General features: G+C 74.5%; 18 protein-coding genes. 9 read left to right on the top strand and 9 right to left on the bottom strand.

Annotated features, from left to right (window positions below; genetic code table 11):
- From E4P40_RS19475 to E4P40_RS19455, 5 genes are all read right to left on the bottom strand, one after another.
- Positions 1 to 858 (bottom strand): glycosyltransferase family 2 protein (locus E4P40_RS19475; RefSeq protein WP_135160155.1); only part of this gene is annotated, 858 nt, incomplete at its 3' end.
- A complete protein-coding gene (locus E4P40_RS19470) occupies positions 855 to 1,679 on the bottom strand; it encodes a carotenoid biosynthesis protein (RefSeq protein ID WP_135160154.1) in 825 nt (274 codons plus the stop codon). The genes E4P40_RS19470 and E4P40_RS19475, both read right to left, overlap by 4 nt.
- Positions 1,676 to 3,343, bottom strand: a complete 1,668-nt coding sequence (locus E4P40_RS19465; RefSeq protein ID WP_135160153.1) for an NAD(P)/FAD-dependent oxidoreductase — start codon at positions 3,341 to 3,343, stop codon at positions 1,676 to 1,678. Before E4P40_RS19465 ends, E4P40_RS19470 begins: the two co-directional genes overlap by 4 nt.
- Positions 3,340 to 3,933 carry a GNAT family N-acetyltransferase gene (locus tag E4P40_RS19460; protein WP_135160152.1) on the bottom strand — a complete coding sequence of 198 codons (594 nt, stop codon included), beginning with the start codon at positions 3,931 to 3,933 and terminating at the stop codon, positions 3,340 to 3,342. Before E4P40_RS19460 ends, E4P40_RS19465 begins: the two co-directional genes overlap by 4 nt.
- Positions 3,930 to 4,424 (bottom strand): YbaK/EbsC family protein, encoded by a 495-nt coding sequence (locus E4P40_RS19455; protein WP_135160151.1) that lies wholly within the window; start codon positions 4,422 to 4,424, stop codon positions 3,930 to 3,932. Before E4P40_RS19455 ends, E4P40_RS19460 begins: the two co-directional genes overlap by 4 nt.
- Before the next feature lie 243 nt (positions 4,425 to 4,667).
- On the opposite strand from E4P40_RS19455, the gene E4P40_RS19450 reads away from it, so the two are divergent.
- The 4 genes from E4P40_RS19450 (at position 4,668) to E4P40_RS28205 (ending at position 9,664) form a co-directional block, all read left to right on the top strand.
- Positions 4,668 to 5,009, top strand: a complete 342-nt coding sequence (locus E4P40_RS19450) for a DUF6504 family protein (RefSeq protein ID WP_135160150.1) — start codon at positions 4,668 to 4,670, stop codon at positions 5,007 to 5,009.
- On the top strand, positions 5,009 to 5,506 hold the full coding sequence (locus E4P40_RS19445; RefSeq protein WP_167762304.1) for an SAV_6107 family HEPN domain-containing protein: 498 nt from the start codon (positions 5,009 to 5,011) through the stop codon (positions 5,504 to 5,506). Before E4P40_RS19450 ends, E4P40_RS19445 begins: the two co-directional genes overlap by 1 nt.
- Positions 5,503 to 9,246: a DNA polymerase III subunit alpha gene (locus tag E4P40_RS19440; protein ID WP_135160149.1), complete on the top strand. Its 3,744-nt coding sequence runs from the start codon at positions 5,503 to 5,505 to the stop codon at positions 9,244 to 9,246. The genes E4P40_RS19445 and E4P40_RS19440 overlap by 4 nt, the downstream gene beginning before the upstream one ends.
- A 265-nt stretch (positions 9,247 to 9,511) precedes the next feature.
- Positions 9,512 to 9,664, top strand: a complete 153-nt coding sequence (locus tag E4P40_RS28205) for a hypothetical protein (RefSeq protein WP_167762303.1) — start codon at positions 9,512 to 9,514, stop codon at positions 9,662 to 9,664.
- 94 nt (positions 9,665 to 9,758) lie between these two features.
- Here the strand turns inward: E4P40_RS28205 and E4P40_RS19435 are convergent, their stop codons facing one another.
- Complete coding sequence (locus E4P40_RS19435; RefSeq protein WP_135160148.1) at positions 9,759 to 10,175, bottom strand: hypothetical protein; 417 nt, start codon at positions 10,173 to 10,175, stop codon at positions 9,759 to 9,761.
- Positions 10,176 to 10,381: 206 nt separating this feature from the next.
- Between E4P40_RS19435 and E4P40_RS19430 the strand changes: the two genes are divergently transcribed.
- From E4P40_RS19430 to E4P40_RS19415, 4 genes are all read left to right on the top strand, one after another.
- A complete protein-coding gene (locus tag E4P40_RS19430; protein WP_135160147.1) occupies positions 10,382 to 11,956 on the top strand; it encodes an HNH endonuclease signature motif containing protein in 1,575 nt (524 codons plus the stop codon).
- A gap of 105 nt (positions 11,957 to 12,061) precedes the next feature.
- Entirely contained in the window at positions 12,062 to 12,541 is a 480-nt protein-coding gene (locus E4P40_RS19425) for a VOC family protein (RefSeq protein ID WP_135160146.1), read from the top strand.
- 48 nt (positions 12,542 to 12,589) lie between these two features.
- Positions 12,590 to 13,333 carry a methyltransferase domain-containing protein gene (locus E4P40_RS19420; RefSeq protein ID WP_135160145.1) on the top strand — a complete coding sequence of 248 codons (744 nt, stop codon included), beginning with the start codon at positions 12,590 to 12,592 and terminating at the stop codon, positions 13,331 to 13,333.
- Between the two features lie 53 nt (positions 13,334 to 13,386).
- Positions 13,387 to 14,532: a nucleotide pyrophosphatase/phosphodiesterase family protein gene (locus E4P40_RS19415; protein ID WP_245160445.1), complete on the top strand. Its 1,146-nt coding sequence runs from the start codon at positions 13,387 to 13,389 to the stop codon at positions 14,530 to 14,532.
- On the opposite strand, the gene E4P40_RS19410 is transcribed toward E4P40_RS19415, so the two are convergent.
- From E4P40_RS19410 to E4P40_RS19400, 3 genes are all read right to left on the bottom strand, one after another.
- Positions 14,529 to 15,446, bottom strand: a complete 918-nt coding sequence (locus E4P40_RS19410) for a sucrase ferredoxin (RefSeq protein WP_245160444.1) — start codon at positions 15,444 to 15,446, stop codon at positions 14,529 to 14,531. The two genes, E4P40_RS19415 and E4P40_RS19410, sit on opposite strands and share 4 nt — an antisense overlap.
- A complete protein-coding gene (locus tag E4P40_RS29380) occupies positions 15,443 to 16,555 on the bottom strand; it encodes a cupin domain-containing protein (protein WP_348519652.1) in 1,113 nt (370 codons plus the stop codon). The genes E4P40_RS19410 and E4P40_RS29380 overlap by 4 nt, the downstream gene beginning before the upstream one ends.
- A 188-nt stretch (positions 16,556 to 16,743) precedes the next feature.
- The gene (locus E4P40_RS19400) at positions 16,744 to 17,025 is read right to left on the bottom strand and encodes a BatC protein (protein WP_135160157.1); all 282 of its coding nucleotides are present in this window, start codon (positions 17,023 to 17,025) and stop codon (positions 16,744 to 16,746) included.
- A 226-nt stretch (positions 17,026 to 17,251) separates the two neighbouring features.
- Here E4P40_RS19400 and dinB point away from each other — a divergent pair.
- A partial coding sequence (gene dinB / locus E4P40_RS19395) for a DNA polymerase IV (protein WP_135160142.1) occupies positions 17,252 to 18,460 on the top strand: 1,209 nt, incomplete at its 3' end.

Here is an 18,460-nt window from a genome sequence, read left to right as displayed (position 1 = left end):
GGCGGCGCTCGCCGCGGGACGACCGCCGACCGCCGACCACAGGGATTTGGCGTACCCGTCGCGCACCGCCGGCCAGCCGTCGTACATGCGGCACGCGGCCAGCCGGGAGCCGTCGACCGGGACCCCGCGACCGCCGGAACGCTTCACCGCCCGCAGCAGCGCGATGTCCTCGAGGACCTGGTCGCGGACGGCGGCGTGCCCACCAGCCCGGTCGTACCCCGCGCGCGTGAGCACCAGGAACTGCCCGTTCGCCGCGGCCAGCGACGGCCGCGAGGACCGTTCCGCCAGCCGCAGGGGCAGGGTCGTCGCCCACAGCCACGGCGCGAGCGGCTGCACCAGGCGCTCGGCGACGCCGACCGCCAGGGGCCGGGGCCAGGGGGACACGAGGTCCAGTCCGTTCCGCTCCAGGACGGCGACGGCCCCGGCGACCGCGTCGGGGAAGAGCCGCACGTCGGCGTCGACGAACACCAGGACGTCGTCGGCGCCCCGCGCCGGTGCCGCCGCCGCGCCGGTCGCGCAGGCGTGCGGCTTGCCCAGCCAACCCGGAGGGGGCGGGTCGGCGCGGACGAGCCGGACACGGGGATCGGGGAAGGACCGGACCGCCTCGGCGGTGCCGTCGGTGGAGCCGTCGTCCACGACGACGATCCGCAGGTCGGCGACCCCCCGCTGGTCGAGGAGGGCGGTGAGGCACCCCCCGATCTGCGCCTCCTCGTCCCGGGCGGGGACGACCACGGCCACGGGACGGCGGACGGGCGGCGGATCGGCCGGCGGTCGGCGCAGCAGGAGCACGTTGAGGAGGGCGTGCAGCGCGCCCAGCACCGACAGCCCCGACAGCGCCCGGATCGCCCGACCGCTCACCGGGAAGACGCCCGGGCACGCCGCTCCTGCAGGAACAGGACCAGGAGCACGACGCCCGCGAGCCCCGCACCCCACGCCGCCGATCCGGGCAGACCGAGCCAGCCCGCGTGGGCCAGCGCTCCGCCCAGCGTCATCCAGCCCAGCGCGAGCAACGGCGCCGCCGGCCCCACCCGAGGGGCGTCGGGAACGGACGTGCGGGTGACCAGCAGGTCGAGCAGTGCCATGAGCACCACGCCGGCCAGCAGCCACCCCGCCAGGTTGGTGAGCGGCACGGTGTCGATGCCGGGCAGGCCCGGCGCAGGGTGGGCCCACGTCCAGTAGCCGGCCTGCACCATCTGCGGATCGAGGACGACGTCCCAGGCGGCGAAGACGCCGGCCGCCGCGAGGACGCGCACGGTTCCGCGCCGGTGCGGCCGCACCGGGCGGGCCAGCCGCTCGGCGAGCACCCAGCTCGGCCACGCCATCATCAGCCAGGCCAGCGGGACGAGGAACGGCACGCCCAGCAGCGTCGGGCCGAGGGCATCGCTGTAGGTGTACCGGCCGTACGGGATGCCGGTGGACAGCCCGAACGCCTCGAAGGCGACCGCGGTGACCGCGACCAGGACCAGCAGGCCCAGTGCCGTGCGGGCTCTTCGTGCGAGCCCGGCATGCACCACCGACAGCGTCGAGCCGAGGACGACGATCGTCCAGCTGACGGCGTCGCGGGCCGCGCCGTCCGTCAGGGGATAGGCGATCGCGGTCAGGACCAGCAGCACGGCGAGCAGCAGGGGCACGGCTGCGAGCCGGGGCAGCCGCAGCCGCGTCGCCGCCACGCTGGTCACGTCGGACCCGGCCGCAGGCGGGCGGCCGTCCGCCGCAGGCTGCGGGCCGCCGCCGAGCGGGCGCGGGAGACGGGCCGCCGGTCGGCGAGCAGCACCCGGGCGGCCGTGCGCCCCGAGTTGCCCGACACCCCACCACCCGGATGCGTGGAGGCACCGGCCAGGTAGAGACCGGCCAGGCCCGGGACCGTGTAGCCGGAGAGCGCAGGCGTGGGCCGGAACGCGAACATGCTGGCCAGGCCCATCTCCACGTGCATGACGTTGCCACGGGGCAGGGACAGTTCGCGCTCCAGCTCCAGCGGCGTCTGTACGTACAGTCGCTGTACCGAGTCCGCGAAGCCCGGCGCGTGGCGGTCCACCGCCGCGACGAGCCGCTGCCCCTCGGACTCGGCGAGGTCGTCCCAGTTCCCGCCGTCGGCCAGCGCGTACGGGTACCACTGCCCCCACACCGTGACGACGTGCTGCCCGGGCGGGGCGAGGGTGTCGTCGCCGGCCGAGAAGCACATCGCGAGGGGGACCGGCGCCCGGGGCAGCCGCCCCGCCGCCCAGTCGCCGTGCGCCGCGGCGAGCTCGGCCCGGTCGGTGCACAGCAGTTGCAGGCCCTGCGATGCGACCTCGCCGGGCACGCCGGGATAGGCCGGCGGCGCGTCGGTCAGCGCCCGGACCACCAGGCCGAAGCCGTTGCCGAGGGGCGGGTCGGCGTCGGCCAGCGCCGGCGGAGCGGCGTCGCCGGCGAGCATCCGCGTGACGCCGATGTGGCACGCCGCCAGGACGGCGGCAGCGGCGATCCGGCGTCCCGACACGGTCTCCACGCCGGTGACGCGGCCGTCGCTGGTGAGCAGCCGCGCGGCGCCGTCCCCGAGCGTGACACGCCCGCCGTCGGACTCCAGCCGCCGCCGCAGCGCGGCCGTCAGGCCGCCCGAGCCGCCGACCGGGTGCCCGGGCGGGACGTCGTGGAGCAGCGTCGCCCAGGCGACCATGGCCGCGGTGCCCGGTTCGGACATGGGCGGACCGGACTGGGCACCGAACCAGGCCAGGGCCGCCTTGAGCCGCTCGCTGGCGAACCAGCGGTCCAGCAGGGCATCACCCGAGCTCAGGAAGTCGACCGCGAGCTCGCCCCCGGGGGTCCGGGGACGGCCGTCGGACGGCGCGCCCAGCGGCCAGAACGAGCGGAGCAGCCCGGCGGCGTCGGGGCGCCGGCCGAACGAAGCGGCGACGGCGCGGCTGCGCGGCGCCCAGACCTCGACGAACCGGCGGTAGGCCGCCGCGTCCTCCGGGCCGCAGGCGGCGGCGATCGAGGCGCAGGTGGCGTCGAGGTCGACGGAGAGGACGAGGGGCTGCCCGTCCGGACCGGACGACCCGGGGGACGGCGCGGGGGCGAAGCCCCACGGGTCGCAGTCGAGGTAGCGCAGCCCGTGCGCGGCCAGGTCGAGCTCCTCGAGGATGCCGCTCTGCCGGATGATCACGTGCGCGCTGGAGCCGCGGTCCACGCGGACACCGGGCCACCGCTCGACGGTCGAGACGGCCCCGCCCAGGACGTCGTCGGACTCCACCACCTCGACCGAGAGCCCGGCGCGGGCGAGGTAGCAGGCGGCCACCATCCCGTTGTGGCCGGACCCGACGACCACGACGTCGACGGCGGAGGAGGCGGCTCCGGGAGAGGTCACGCTCTGCTGTTCGCCGCCGCGGGGTCGCGCGGATGCAGGGGGAGTCGGGCGCCGAGGATCGCGAAGGGCCGGGAGTCGCCGGGGAAGTGGTAGCCGCGGGCCAGGTCGACGAAGCCGTCGGCGTGGTAGAGCCGGAAGGCCTTCGTGTCGGCGTCCGGGGTCGACAGCAGAGCCGCCGGATGCGGCAGGTCGGCGACGAGGGCGTGCAGGAGCCGGCGGCCGAGGCCCTGGCTCTGGTGGTCGGGGTGGACGTGCAGCTCGCACACCTCGAAGGCGCCGGGCAGCCACTTCCTCGCCGTCCGGCGGTCGAGGGCGGCGCGCACCTGGTCGTGCCACCACTGCCCGGGGGCGACCACGTAGCCGTAGCCGAACCCGACGAGCTGCTCGCCGTCCGGCGACTCGGCGAAGGCGCCGACCGCCCGGAACCCGGGACGGTCGGTGTGCTGGATCGCGTAGCCGTACCGGCCGGCGACGACGGCGGAGTCGTAGCCCATCGCCAGGCCGTAGATGGTGAGCGCCTCGTGCATGTGGTCGCGCAGCCACGGCGTGGGCAGCTCGACCACGCGGGTCGCGGGCCTCGTCCCCGTCATCGGGCAGCCGCCTCCGTGCCGACCTCGGCCGGCGTGCCGCCGGTCAGCCGGAGCAGCTCGTCGAACGTCGTGGGGAAGACGGTGTGCGGGTGCCCGGCCGCCGCCCAGACCTGCTCGTGACGCGCCAGCTCGATGTCGACCAGGGTGCCGATCGGCTCGGGGTGGCCGACGGGGGCGACGCCGCCGATCGCCTGGCCGGTGTGCCGGCGGACGAACTCCGGGGTCGCGCGGGAGAGGGCCGGGACGCCGAGCAGTGTGGCGACGAGCGACTCGTCGACCCGGTGGGCGCCGCTGGTGAGCACGAGGAGCGGGTTGCCCGCGACGTCGAAGACCAGGCTGTTGGCGATCGCGCCCACCTCGACGCCGAGCTGCGCCGCGGCGGCCGCCGCGGTGCGGGCGCTGTCGGGCAGGTGGCGCACCGCGCCGGGGACGCCGGCCTCGCGGAGCAGTCGCGCGACCTCGGCGACCCGTGGGTGTTCCGGCGCGGTCATGTGCGGATCCTCCCACCGGTCCCGGCGGCGTGCGTCACCCGGGAGCGCCGTCGGAACGACCCCGTGGGCTGCGCGGGACACGCCCGTCTGCGCTTGACGCCCCCTCCGCCGTCCGGTCTACTTGTCCCTGTTCGAACACGTGTTCGACAGAACGCCGGTCCTCCACCGCTCCTCGGCCCTTCCCCGCCCGGAGCGGTGGTCCGGGGCCGGCGTGCGAGGCGGGCGAGAGGTGGGGAGTCTGGCATGAGCCGGGTACTGGGTGAGGTCGCTGACCAGGTCGGCGAAGAGGTGCAGGTCGAGCGGGGTCCGCTGGGTCCGGTGCAGTTCTGGCGCGGGCAGTCCCGCTACCTGGTGGGGGAGCTGCTTGACTCCTGGGTGCAGACCGCTCCCTGGTGGCGACGGGGGGCCGGCGTCCCCGGTGGGGCCGGCTTCGGCGGCGCGTCGTCCGACCTGGTCGCCACGCAGGAGGTCTGGCGGGTCGAGGCGGTGCGGGCCGGCCGGTCCCGGACGAGCTTCGCCGGGGTCTACGACCTGTCCTGGGACGCCGCCGGCAACCGCTGGTGGCTCGTCCGGGTGCACGACTGATGAGCGCCCTCCGAGCCGTGCCCACCCAGTTGCCTCTGCCCCCCGCGCTGCCCCCCGCGGCCACCCAGCTCCTCGACCAGGCCCACCGCGCGCTCCGGGAGGCGACCGGGCACACCGATCCGCGCCAGCGGTACGCCACCGCGCACCTGGGTGCGCTGCGGGCGGCCGCGGGCGTGCTGGCCGCCCGCACCCGGCCCGAACCGGCCCGCCGCCGGCCGCGCAGCGCCTGGGTGCTGCTCGGTCAGGTGGCTCCCGAGCTGGGGGAGTGGGCCACCTTCTTCGCCGCCGGCGCCGCGAAGCGGGCCGCCGCCGAGGCCGGGTTGTCCCACGCGGTCACCGAGCGCGAGGCCGACGACCTGGTCCGGGACGTCGGGGCCTTCCTCGTCGTGGTGGAGAACTTCCTCGCCACCCCGGCTCCGGCCGCACCCGAACCCTCCCGTTCACCGTTCACCCGCCCGCGGGGCACCGGTGGCCCCGGCTCGCGTTCCCGGAGGTGAACGACCCCTTCGTCCACCTGCACGTCGCGTCCGGTTACTCCATGCAGTACGGGGCCAACCACCCCGCCGACCTCGTCACGCGGGCCGCCGAGCACGGCATGGCGGCGCTGGCCCTGACCGATCGCGACGGGCTCTACGGCGCGGTCAAGTTCGCCCTCGCCTGCCGGACCGCAGGAGTGCGCCCGATCTTCGGTGTCGACCTGGCGATCGCCCCTGCCCTGGACACCACACTGGCCCCGCCGCTGGGTCGTCCCGTCGGGGGAGGGGTCCGGCCACCGCGCCTGCAGGCACCGGTCCGCCGGAGTCCTGCCCGCGGCGGGGCGAGCGTCGATCCGCGGCTGCCGCGGGTCACCTTCCTCGCCCGGGACGGCGGGGGCTGGCGGTCGCTGTGCCGGCTGACCAGCGCCACCCACCTGCGCGGGACGCGGGGGGAGCCGGTGAGCTCGCTGGCGATGGCCGCCGAGCACTCCCCGGGGCTGATCGCCCTGCTCGGTCCCGGCTCCCCGGTGGGCCGGGCGCTGCTCACCGGGCGCGGCGACCTCGCCGTCGCCCACCTCGACTCCTGGCGCGCGGCGTTCGGGCCCGGGCGGCTGGTGCTCGAGGTCGTCCACCACCGCGGGCAGGGCGACCGGTCGCGGGCGCAGGCGATGCTGCGGTTCGCCGAGGAGAACGGCCTGCCGGTCGTGCTGAGCAACGCCGTCCGGTACGTCGACGCCCTGGACGCGCCGACCGCCGACGTGCTGGACGCGGCCCGCCGGCTGGTCGCGCTCGACACGCGGCACGTGGACCGGCGCACCGCCGAGGGGTACCTGAAGTCGGGCAAGGAGATGGCCGCGGTGGCCGAGGAGCTCGTCGGCCCCGACCGCGACGCCGCCCTGCGGCTGCTCGAGCGCACCGCCCGGCTGGCCGAGCAGTGCGTGGTCGACCTCCGTGACGACCTCGGCATCGGCAGCGTCCGCTATCCCGAGCTCGACGTGGTCACCACCCCCGCCGAGCGGGGGATGGGTCCCTCGGAGATCCTGCGGGCCCGCTGCGAGGCGGGGATGGGCCGCCGCGGCATGGCCCCCTCGGAGCGGGTGCGGCAGCGGCTCGACGAGGAGCTGGGCGTGATCGACCAGCTCGGCTACCCCTCCTACTTCCTCACCGTCGCCGACGTGGTCGACCTCATCAAGAGCTTGAGGGTTCGGGCGGCGGCGCGGGGATCGGGTGCCGGCAGCCTGGTCACCTACCTGCTGGGCATCTCCGACGTCGATCCGCTGCGCTACGGCCTGCTGATGGAGCGCTTCCTCTCCCCGCTGCGCCACCAGCTGCCCGACATCGACATCGACGTGGAATCCGCCCGGCGCATGGAGGTCTACGACGCGGTCATCGACCGCTTCGGGGCCGACCGGGTCAGCTGCATCTCGATGATGGACACCTACCGGGTGCGGCACGCCATCCGCGACGTCGGCGCGGCCCTCGGCCTGCCCCCGGCCGAGATCGACGCCGTCGCCAAGGCGTTCCCGCACATCCGGGCCAACCAGGTGCACGCCGCGCTGAAGGACCTCCCGGAGCTGCGGGCCAGCCGGCTCGGGTCCCGTCGCGGTGGTGGCACCGGCGACCTGGACCTGCTCTTCGACCTCGTCGCCCGCCTCGACGGGCTGCCCCGCCACATCGCGCTGCACCCGTGCGGCGTGCTGCTCTCCGACGCCACGCTGCTCGACCGCACCCCGGTGGAGAACAGCTACCTGGGCTATCCGATGAGCCAGTTCGACAAGGACGACGTCGAGGAGCTGGGGCTGCTCAAGCTCGACCTGCTGGGCATCCGGATGCAGTCGGCCATCGCGCACGCCCTCGACGAGGTGGCCCGGATCGACGGCGAGACCGTCGACATCGACGCGATCCCGCGCGACGACCCGACGACGTTCGAGCTGATCCAGAGCACCCGCACGCTCGGCATGTTCCAGATCGAGTCGCCCGGGCAGCGCGAGCTGGTCGGCAAGTTCGGGCCGCGGACGTTCGAGGACATCATCATCGACATCTCGCTGTTCCGGCCCGGGCCGGTGAAGAGCGACATGGTCACGCCGTTCCTCATGGCCCGGAACGGCTGGCGGGACGCCGTCTACCCGCACCCCGACCTCGAGTTCGCCCTCGCGGAGACGGCGGGGGTGGTGGTCTTCCACGAGCAGGTGCTGCAGATCGTCGCCCGGATGACCGGGTGCACCCTCGCCGAGGCCGACGAGGTCCGCCGGGCGCTGGGGGAGAAGGACGCGCATCCGGAGGTGCGGGCCTGGTTCGTGCCGCAGGTGCTGGCCGCCGGTTATCCGGTCGAGGTGGCCGAGCAGGTCTGGACGGTGCTCGCCGCCTTCGGGTCCTTCGGCTTCTGCAAGGCCCACGCGGCGGCGTTCGCGCTGCCCACCTACCAGTCGGCGTGGCTGAAGACCCACCATCCGGCGGCGTTCCTCGCCGGGGTGCTCACCCACGACCCCGGCATGTACCCCAAGCGGCTGATCCTCGACGACGCGCGCAACTTCGGGATCCGGGTGCTGGGCCTGGACGTCAACGCCTCGTCCGACACCTACCGCGTCGAGCTGCTCGAGCCCGGCCCTGACCCTGCGGAGGATGCCGACCCCGCCCGGCGGCGGCCGGAGTGGATGCCGGCGACGATGCGGTCACCGTCGGACTACGGCATCCGGCTGGCGCTGGCCGACGTGAAGGGCATCTCCGACGACGAGGTCGCCCGGATCGTGATGGGGCAGCCCTACCGGTCGCTGACCGACTTCTGGTCCCGGGCGTCGGTGTCCCGCCCGGTGGTCGAGCGGCTGGTGCTGGCCGGCGGCTTCGACTCCCTCTACGGCTTCGGAGTGCGCGATCGCGAGGCGGGCCGGCCCACCCACCGGCGCCGGCAGGTGACCCGGCGCGACCTGCTGCTGCAGATCGGGGAGCTGGACCGGTGGAGCCGCAGCGGCGCCCGGGCGAGCTCGTCGGGGCAGCTCAGCCTCGACCTCATGGGGCTGGGTCTGTCAGAGGAGTCCGACGATGCTCCGGAGGAGACCGGACCCAGCTGGGCGCAGGGCAGCGGGCTGCCGGAGTTCACCGACGCCGAGCTGGTGCGGGCGGAGCTGGAGGTGCTGGGCCTGGACGCCAGCCGGCACGTCATCGACTTCTACCGGCCGTTCCTGGCGGCGATCGGCGCGGTTCCGGCGGGGGAGATGCTCACCTGCCGCAGCGGCGCGGAGGTGCTGGTCGCCGGGGTGAAGGTCGCCACCCAGACCCCGCCGATCCGCTCGGGACGACGGGTGGTCTTCGTGACCCTCGACGACGGCACCGGCTGCACCGACTCGACCTTCTTCGAGGACGCGCAGGGTCCTTACGCCGCGACGGTCTTCCACTCCTGGCTGCTGGTCATCCGGGGGGTGCTGCGCCGGACGGGCCCCCGCGGGGTCTCGCTCCGGGCGACCGGGGCGTGGGAGCTGCCGGCGCTGCACGAGGCGTGGGAGGCCGACGGACTGTCGGGCGTGCAGGAGCTGATGGCCGCGCCGGGGGAGTTCACGGAGCAGGCGATCGCCGGGGCGGCGGCCTCGCACGGGCAGCGTCCGGTCATGGTGCGTCCGGTGCTGGTCCACCCGACCGGTTTCCGGATGTCGCCGTACGCCGACATCAAGCCCGCCGGCGAGGACGCGAAGGCCGCGGCACGGCGGGCGGCATCCGGTCCGCCCCGCAAGCTCTGGCACTCCAGCCCCGGCAGCTCCGGCCACTGATCCACGACAGTTCGATCAGAAGGGTCCGTCCCTGAAGGCGGCTTCAGGGACATCGGCCGTGTCGCTCGATCGAGACCAAGTCCGTGACAGGAGTGCATCCGCGGTGCCAGGGTGCCGTCGGCGGGGACGTGCGCCTCGTTCGCGGCCTGAACGCTGGCCCGGGTGCCAGATTCGTCGGTCAGTACAGCTAGAGGCGGCATGAGCGAGGACTCCAACTTCAACTCCTACTACCGCGCACCCGCCATCGTCTGCGCCGTTCTGGCCGGTGGGGCTCTTCGCGTTCTTCATCGTCACGTCGATCATCTGGTGGGACGAAGGAGCGAACATCGGCGGCGGTATCGCCGTCTTCATCGGCATCTTCTTCACCGCGTTGGCAGGTCACTACTGGACGAAGCCGCCTCCGGGACCACCTAGGTAATGACGCTTCAGGGCAAGAGTGGCGTGCCCTACGTGTCCTGGGTGGGCCGCTCAGGGACAAGCTCAGCGATAGGGACGGCCAGCGTGACGGCGGCTCAGCTCACGGTTGGTTCGGTCAGACCGGCGAGTCCGTCCAGCGCAACGGCAGCGCCCTCGCCCTTGACGGCGTCGAAGACCTCCAGTTCGCCCACCCGGCCGCCCAGGAGGTGCAGCACGACGTTGACGTCCTGGTAGCCAGGATCGCGACCTGAGGCATCGACCGCGAAGTAGTCAGGTCGACACCGGCTAGACAGCTTGGACACCGTGTCAGCGGGAACGGCCGCCGAGTCAGTACGGAGCCGCATTGACGAGCAGCCGCACCGGCAGACCGCATCAATCACGACCGACGTGACCTGCTCTTGCAGCAGTGGTTCCCCCACCGCCTGAACGAGGGTGGCGATTATTCGACGTTCGTGATCCGAGGGAGCCCTCGGTGCGTCGAGATCTCGCCAAACGTGCTCGGCCCAGCTCACGGCAGCATTCTGGCGGCCGTCGTAGGCGGTCCGCCTTCGCATTCCCCACGGCATGCGACCAGGTGTCCCACAGTGGGCCGCTCGGACAGCCACGTCGTGCCAGGAGTACGAGGCAAGCAGTCCAGCCGTTCGGCCGCCCGGAGCTGCGAACATCCTTCAGTTCGTCCAAGCGAATTCTGTCGTACCCCTCTCATAGATTCGCTCATGTGTTCGAGGGCGGTGGCTTCGGGATCGGGCTGACGGTGGACCAGCTCACCGTGTCGTCGGGCCCGTCGGCAGACCTGTGGCCTTCCGACCAGGACTGGCATCCGGCGCGGCTGGGGGAGCTGATGCCCGTGGCTGCGCGCACGGATCGTGAGATGGCCGAGGAGATGCGCCGGGTGAACTTCGCCGACAGCCGGCTCTGGGCGTACCGCGTCGAGATGGTCGTGCAGTTGGCAACCCGGTGCAGCAGCGACCGAGACCGCCCGGCAGGCGCACCGGGTGCCGTATCGCCCGCGTGGTCCGACCGGGACCCCCTCCCCGAGGGCGTCTCGGAATTTTTCCCGGACGAGCTCGCCTTGATTATGAACTGCTCCCGGGGTGAGGCGACGAGACTCATCTCGGTGGCCTGGACGCTGTTCCACCGGCTCCCGGACACGTGGGCGGCCCTTGCCGACGGGGAGCTCGACTGGCCCCGCGCACGGGCGATCGCCGCCGAGGTCAACCGGTACGGGCCCGATCTCGATGCACACCTCGTGGCCTCGGTCGAGGCCGTCGTGCTGCCCCAGGCGGCCGAGCTCTCGATCAGTCGCCTGCAGGCACTCGTGCGCACGGAGGTGGTTCGTCGCGATGAGGAGGCGGCAGAGCGGCGGAGGCAGCGCGCCCGGTCGGCCGCCGACGTCCTGCTCCGCCGGTCGGCTCTCGAGGGCATGTCCGAGGTGGTCACCGTCGTTCCGCAGCCCGTCGCCGCGGCGATGTACGGCTCGGTGGACGCACACGCGCGCCAGGCCAAGGCCGACGGCGACATGCGTCCGATCGGTCAGATCCGGGCCGAGGTCATGACGGAGATGACGCTCCGCCCCGGGGACGACAGCCGTCCGCCGGTCACCGCAGAGCTACGGGTGCTCGCGCCGCTGAACTCGCTGCTGCCAGATCCTTCGGTACCCGCCAGTGGTGGCGTGCCGACCGGCGTCGCCGAGGTCGAGGGTGAGCCGATCACGGCTCGTCACCTGCGCGCCCTCCTCACCGCTCTCGACGCCGTCTGTCCGGGAGGCCTCCAGGCACCCACCGGTGGTTCCCTGCACTGCGACCTGCTGGGCTCCGGCGGTGCGCTTCTCGCGACTCTCACACGCCGCGAGCTCGAGCAGGCGGTGCGCCGCGGCTGTCCGCAGCACTCCGGCGACGACTGCAACTGCCCCCTCGTGAGCAGACCCCCGGCGAGCGACGGCTACTCGCCCACAGCGCAACAGCGGCGGTGGTCCAAGGCGCGCGACCGTGGATGCCGCCATCCCGGCTGCGGCAACAGGACGGGCTGGGCCGATCTGGACCACGTCGTCCCGCACGCCGAGGGTGGCCCGACCGACTGCGACAACCTGTGCTGCCTGTGCCGTCGGCATCACCGGTTGAAGACGCATGCTCCGGGATGGATCTTCCGCCTCGACGCCGATGGCGCCCTGTGGGTGACCACGCCCAGCGGCGTCACCCGAGTCACCCGACCACCGGGCACCGCATTCCTCGAACCGTACGAGCTGGGGGCACCCGCCTCGGATTCCCAGATCCTGGACCTCGCGCCGTTCTGAGCTGCGCCGCGCCGGTTCACGGAGCCCTTCCGATGACTTCAGCGGCGGGCCACGGTCTTACTCGTCAACCGGTGGACGTGCCGGACGCGATGAGAGGACCCAGCGATGCCCCAGCAGATTCCCTGCCTCTGGTTCGACGGCCAGGCCGAGGAGGCCGCGCAGCACTACACCTCGATCTTCCCGAACTCGAGCATCGGCGACGTCACCCGCTACGGGCCGAACATGCCGCCGCCCATGAAGGAGGGCGACGTGATGACCGTCGAGTTCAGGCTCGACGGGCAGCCCTACACCGGCCTCAACGGCGGGCCGCAGTTCCCGTTCTCCGAGGCGATCTCCTTCCAGATCCCGTGCAAGGACCAGGAGGAGGCCGACCACTACTGGTACCGCCTCCTCGAGGGCGGCGAGGAGAGCCAGTGCGGGTGGCTCAAGGACAAGTTCGGTGTCTCGTGGCAGATCAACCCGACCGAGCTCATGGATCTGCTCAACGACCCCGACCCGCAACGCGCCCAGCGGGCCACCCAGGCGATGCTGCAGATGCGCCGGATCGACATCGCCGAGATCAGGCGGGCCGCCGACGGCGCCTGATCCCGCCGAGCCGGGTGGGCGGTCGGACCCGCCAGTAGGCTCGGCCGGGTGCCGACCGCCCCTGCCTCGTCCGCCGAGCAGCTGCCCGCCCGGACCGCTGCCGTCTGGGCAGCGCTCGACCCGGTCGTCGCCGCGGGCACCCCGCTGCGGGTCCTGGACGTCGGCGGTGGCAGTGGGATGTTCGCCGTCCCGCTGGCCCGCCTCGGGCACGACGTCACCGTCGTCGACCCCAGCGCCGACGCCCTGGCCACCCTGCGCCGCCGGGCCGACACCGCCGGGGTCGGCGACCGCGTCCGCGGCCTCCAGGGGGACGGCGACCTGCTGCACGAGGTCCTCCCGTCGGCGGGCACCGAGGGGTACGACCTGGCGCTCTGCCACTACGTGCTGGAGGTCGTCGACGACCCCGCCGTGACCCTCCGGGAGATCGCCGGGGCGCTTCGCCCCGGCGGCCAGGTCAGCCTCGCGACGGCGAACCGCGCCGGCGCCGTCCTCGGCCGGGCGGTCGCCGGGCACCCCGTCGAGGCGCTGGCCCTCTTGGAGGACCGAGACCCGTCACCCGGCCGGTCCCGCCCCGCCCGCCGCCGGTTCAGCCCGGAGGAGTTGCTCGCCCTCGTCGAGGAGGCCGGCCTCGAGCCCGGCCCGTGGCGGGGCGTCTCCGTGGTCGCCGATCTCCTGGAAGCCACCTCCGGCGCCGCGTCGCAGGCAGTCCGCGCGCTGGAGCTGGCGCTCGCCGAGGCCTCGCCCTACCGCGACATCGCCACCGGCCTGCACCTCCTGGCCGCCCGCCCCTGATGTCTTCGCCCGATCGGCCCCAGGACGAGGTCCTTCCAGCGCCGGACCTAGCGGTGCCGCGCTACGGCGAGGCCACCCTCGCCGACGTCCTGCCGGGCGTCGCCGCGGCGATAGGGGTGCCGGTGCGGCGCGGGGACCTCCCGGCGGACCCGCTCGATCTCACCACCTCCCTCGGCGGCCCCCGCCGGGCAGCGGTCCTGCTGATCGACGGTCTCGGTGCCGACCTCATCCGGGCGCACGCCGACATCGCGCCCGCCCTCTCCGGGCTCGCCCGCCCCGCTGGCGACCTCTCCGCCCCGTGCCCCAGCACCACACCGGTCAGCCTCGCGACGCTGGGCACCGGGCTGCCGCCCGGCAGCCACGGCATCCTCGGCTTCGTCACCGACGTCCCGGGGGAGGACCGCCTCCTCAACCACGTCCAGTGGCGCGACGACCCCGACCCGGCCGTCTGGCAGTCGCAGCCCACGGTGTTCGAGCAGACGGCCGCAGCGGGCGTCCCGGCCACGGCGGTGGGCCCGTTCGCCTACGCCGGGTCCGGGCTGACCCGCGCGGTCTACCGGGGTGCGGAGTACCCGGGATCGGTCAGCCACGGCGACCTGGCCGCCCAGGTGCTGGCCGCGCTGTCCGCCACACCCCGCGCCCTCGTCTACGGGTACGTGCCCGAACTCGACCTCACCGGCCACGTCCGCGGCGTCGACTCGCCCGCCTGGCGGGCGCAGCTCGCCCTCGTCGACCGGGTCGTGGAACTGCTGCTCGACGGCCTGCCCGACGACGCGGCGCTCCTCGTCACCGCCGACCACGGCATGCTCGACGTCCCGGAGGGCACACGCTTCGACCTCGACGAGGAGCCGGAGCTGGCCGAGGGCGTCCGCGTACTCGCGGGGGAGCCACGGGCCCGCTACGTGCACGCCGAGCCCGGCGCGGAGGACGACGTCCTGGCCCGGTGGCGCGAGGTCCTCGGCCACCGTGCGTGCGTCCTGAGTCGCGGCGAGGCGATCGCCAGCGGCGTCTTCGGACCGGTGGACGACGCCGTCGCGGCCCGCATCGGCGACGTCGTGGCGCTGGCACGGGGCAGCTGGGCGCTCACGACGCCGCGTCTGGAGCCGGGCCCGAGCCGGCTCGTCGCCTTCCACGGCTCCCTCACCGCCACCGAGTTGGCGATCCCACTGCTCACCGCCCGCGGTCGCGCGCTGCTCTAGCCGAGCGACACCTGCCACGTGCGGGAGTGCGCCGGGTGGGTGGCCTGGCAGGTGAGCCGGACCGCCTCGACCGAGGGCCGGCTCTCCACGGTCGCCACCACGTCGCCGTCCGGACCGGTCATCGTCACCGTCCACCGCTCGACCTCCGCCCCCGGCGGAGTCAGGGCCCGCACCGAGGACACCGGCAGGTCGTCGAGGCCGAGCAGCCCGAGCTCGCCGCGGGCCGTGTGCTGGGCCGCCTGCCCCGGGATGGGCACACCGGCGCGGCCCCGCAGCCAGGGGAGGGCGACCTGGCCGCGCTCGTGCGCGGCGACCAGCTCGGCGCCGTCCCCCGGCACCTGTCCGTAGTAGAAGCCGTGCGGCAGCACGAGCACGTTGGCGGCGAACCGGTCGCCGCCCAGGTGGCTGCACTCCCAGACGTCGGCCGGACCCGGCGCCGGCAGCGCGCGGGCGAGGGGTCGGCCGCGGAGCGCGCAGCAGGCGTCGTGGCCGCCGTGGGTGCAGACCAGATACGTCGGCCGGGTGGAGAGCTCACCCACGGAGCCGTCCCAGGGCGCGGTCAGCAGGTCGGCGTCGGTCGCCCGCGTCGACCACCACAGCCCCTCCCGGCCGGGCCGGCTGTCGGCGTAGGCCCACCGGCGGCCCGAGTCGGCCAGCCGGTCGCCGGGTCGGCGGACCAGCAGCAGTCGCACGTTCTCGGCGCGCGACCGGCGGGCCAGCTCGGGCGCGACCCCGGCGTCGAACCGGGACTCGATCAGCGCGTCCCGCCCCCACGGCCCCGACTGCTCGATCAGCAGCCAGCGCTGGGCCGGCGAGGCGGTGGCGACGGGGGAGTCCCCGCGGTCGAGCGCCCGGACCGAGCACCGGTCGGGGTCCAGCCGGCCGAGCGGGCGCGGCGAGGAAGGTGCGCTCACGCCCCCCACCGGCGCGGTCCCGCGTCGGGCACGGTCGCGATCGACTCCGTGATCAGCCGCCGGGCGAGCGCCGTCCGGTCGGCCGCGTCCATGCCGGGCAGGTCGCCGACCTTGAGCTCGCCGGTCGAGAGCAGCGCCGCGAGGGCCTCCCGCACGGTGCCCGGGAAGGAGTGCGAGCGCCGGCCGGCCAGGAGGGTGACGCGGCCGTCCGGGGCGTCGCGGAGCGAGCAGCGCAGGCGCCGGCGGAGGCGGAGCACCGTCTCCGGCGTCAGTGCGGCCGCGGCGGCGGACTGGGCGAGCGGGGCGACCGGCTCCGGGCGGACCTGCGCCCAGGTCGAGGCGCGCAGCCGGTCGGCCACCTCCGCCGGGTCGAGCCGGCCCAGCCAGTCCTGCAGGCCGGCGATCACGCCGGCGACGTCGTCCCGCACGCTGTCGGGGTCGCCCAGGTCCAGTCCGAGGGGCAGCGACCCGCGGAGCGTTGGATCGGCGGCGGCCAACGTGCGCACAAGATCCAGTGCGGACTCCGCAGCGCCCCAGCGGGTGACGGAGTGGATGCCGATGGTCAGGTGCGCGCTGATCTCGCCGAGCGCGGTGGCCGCGTGCAGGAACCCGCGCGGCAGGTAGAGCACGTCGCCGGGGCGCAGCACCGCGTCGATGACCGGCTCGCCCTCAGCGGCGGCCGCCACCTGGGTGGCGCGGTCGTTCCACGGCTGGGTGCGCAGCGGGTCGCGGAGCACCGGTTCGTGGATGGTCCAGTGCTTCTCGCCGGCCACCTGCAGCACGAAGACGTCGTGCACGTCGTAGTGCGGGCTGAACCCGCGGGAGGACGGCGGGGTGATGTAGGCGTTGACCTGCGTGGGGTGCCCCAGGTCGGCGGCCAGTTGGTCGGCGAACTCGATCAGCGGCGGCCACAGCCGGTGCAGACCCTGCAGGACGACGGTGCTGCCGTCGGCGAACAGCCGCAGGACGGCGTCGGAGGACACCTGGTCGGCGATCTCGGCGCCGGCGCCGCCGGACGTCGTGAACCGCTTCGGGTCGACGACGGCGCCGTCCTTGGCGATCCGCAGGAACGGGGTGCGCAGCCCGCGCCGTGACAGCAACTCGTCCACGGCGGCCAGGTCGAGCAGGTCGGTGAAGGACCCGCCAGGGGCCGCACTCTCGATGTCCTGAGCGCGGTTCAGCAGCGGGCGGCGGGCCCAGTACTGCTCGGCGAAGACCTGGGGGTCGAGGTTCGTGCACCGCCGCAGGGCCGGGCGGAGCTCACGCTCCGCCCGGCCCTGCGTGGTCGGGTCCTCGGTCAGGCCGAACCGTCCGCGCCGCCGTCCGCGCCGCCATCGGCGCCGCCATCGGCGCCGCCATCGGCTCCACCATCGGCTCCACCATCGGCTCCACCATCGGCTCCACCGTCTGCGCCACCATCGGCACCGCCGTCGGCGCCACCATCGGCTCCACCGTCCGCGGGACCGTGCGCGCCGCTGTCGGCTCCGCCGTCCGCGCCGCCGTCGTGCGTGCCCGGGGTGCCGGCGGCACCGCCGTCGGCCGGACCCTCCGTGCTGGTCATGTCGTCGTCGAGCGCCATGAGTTCTCCGTCCAGGTCGCTGCGGGGGTCGCCGGACGGCGGCCCCCCCGTCACTGCTTACCTCCGTCATCCTCGTCCGACACGTGGGCGAGCCACCAGCCCCGACCTGGGAGAACACCCGCGGTCGCCGGGAGGTCACGGGAGCGACACGGCACGGCGGTGGTGCGCGCGCGCCGCCGCCGGTGCCGTTAGTCTCCGGACAGCGGATCGAACAGGTGTTCGACGTATGAGCGAGGGGGCGGGATTGCGAGCGGCCGGACGTGCGGAGGGATGCACCGTCCTGCACGTCGACATGGACGCGTTCTTCGCCAGCGTCGAGGTGCGGCGCCGTCCCGAGCTGGCCGGCACGCCGGTGATCGTCGGCGGTGCCGGCAACCGGGGCGTGGTCACCTCCGCCACCTACGAGGCCCGCCGCTACGGCGTGCACGCGGCCATGCCCACCGCCCGGGCGCTGCGGCTGTGCCCGACGGCGACGGTGCTGCCGGGGGACATGGCGCTGTACTCCGAGGTCTCCCGCTCGGTCATGGCGCTGTTCCGCTCGATCACCCCGCTGGTGGAGCCGCTGAGCCTGGACGAGGCGTTCCTCGACGTCTCCGGCGCCGGACGGCGGCTCGGCGACGCGGCGGAGATCGGCGAGTACCTCCGCGCCCGGGTCTTCGACGAGCAGGGCATCACCTGCTCGGTGGGGGTGGCGGGCACCAAGTTCGTGGCCAAGCTCGCCTCGACCCGCGCCAAGCCGGACGGGCTGCTCGTCGTCCGCCCGCCCGAGGTCATGGACTTCCTGCACCCGCTGCCGGTGGGCGCGCTGTGGGGGGTGGGCCCGAAGACGGAGGAGATCCTGCTGCGCCTCGGGCTGCGCACCGTCGGCGACCTGGCGCACGTGCCGGCGAAGACCCTGCAGCGCGGGCTGGGCTCGGCGCTGGGTGCACACCTGCACGAGCTGGCGTGGGGGCGTGACCCGCGCCGTGTCGTCCCGGACGAGCAGGAGAAGTCCACCGGGCACGAGGAGACGTTCGGCACCGACATCGACGACCCGGCGGTCATCCACCGTGAGCTGCTCCTGCTGTCCGAGCGGACGGCGGGCCGGCTGCGCGAGGGGGGATGGCTGGCGCGCACCGTGAGCATCAAGGTCCGGTTCGCCGACTTCGCCACGATCACCCGCAGCCGCACCCTCGACGTCCCCACCGACGTCGGGCAGGAGCTGTACGACACGGCCCGTGCCCTGTTCGACGCGCTCGGGCTCGACCGCGCCCGCATCCGGCTGGTCGGGGTGCGGGCCGAGCGACTGGTGGAGGCCGACTCCGCCCCGCAGCAGCTCGAGCTCGGCGCGCGGGAGCACGGCCGCCGCGAGGCGGAGCTGGCGGCCGACCGTGCCGCCCGCCGGTTCGGGGCCGGTGCGGTGCGCCCCGCCACGCTGCTGCACCGCTCCGGCCGC

The sequence above is a fragment of the Blastococcus sp. CT_GayMR20 genome, from assembly GCF_004570345.1.
This window is presented reverse-complemented; position numbering and strand designations above follow the sequence as displayed.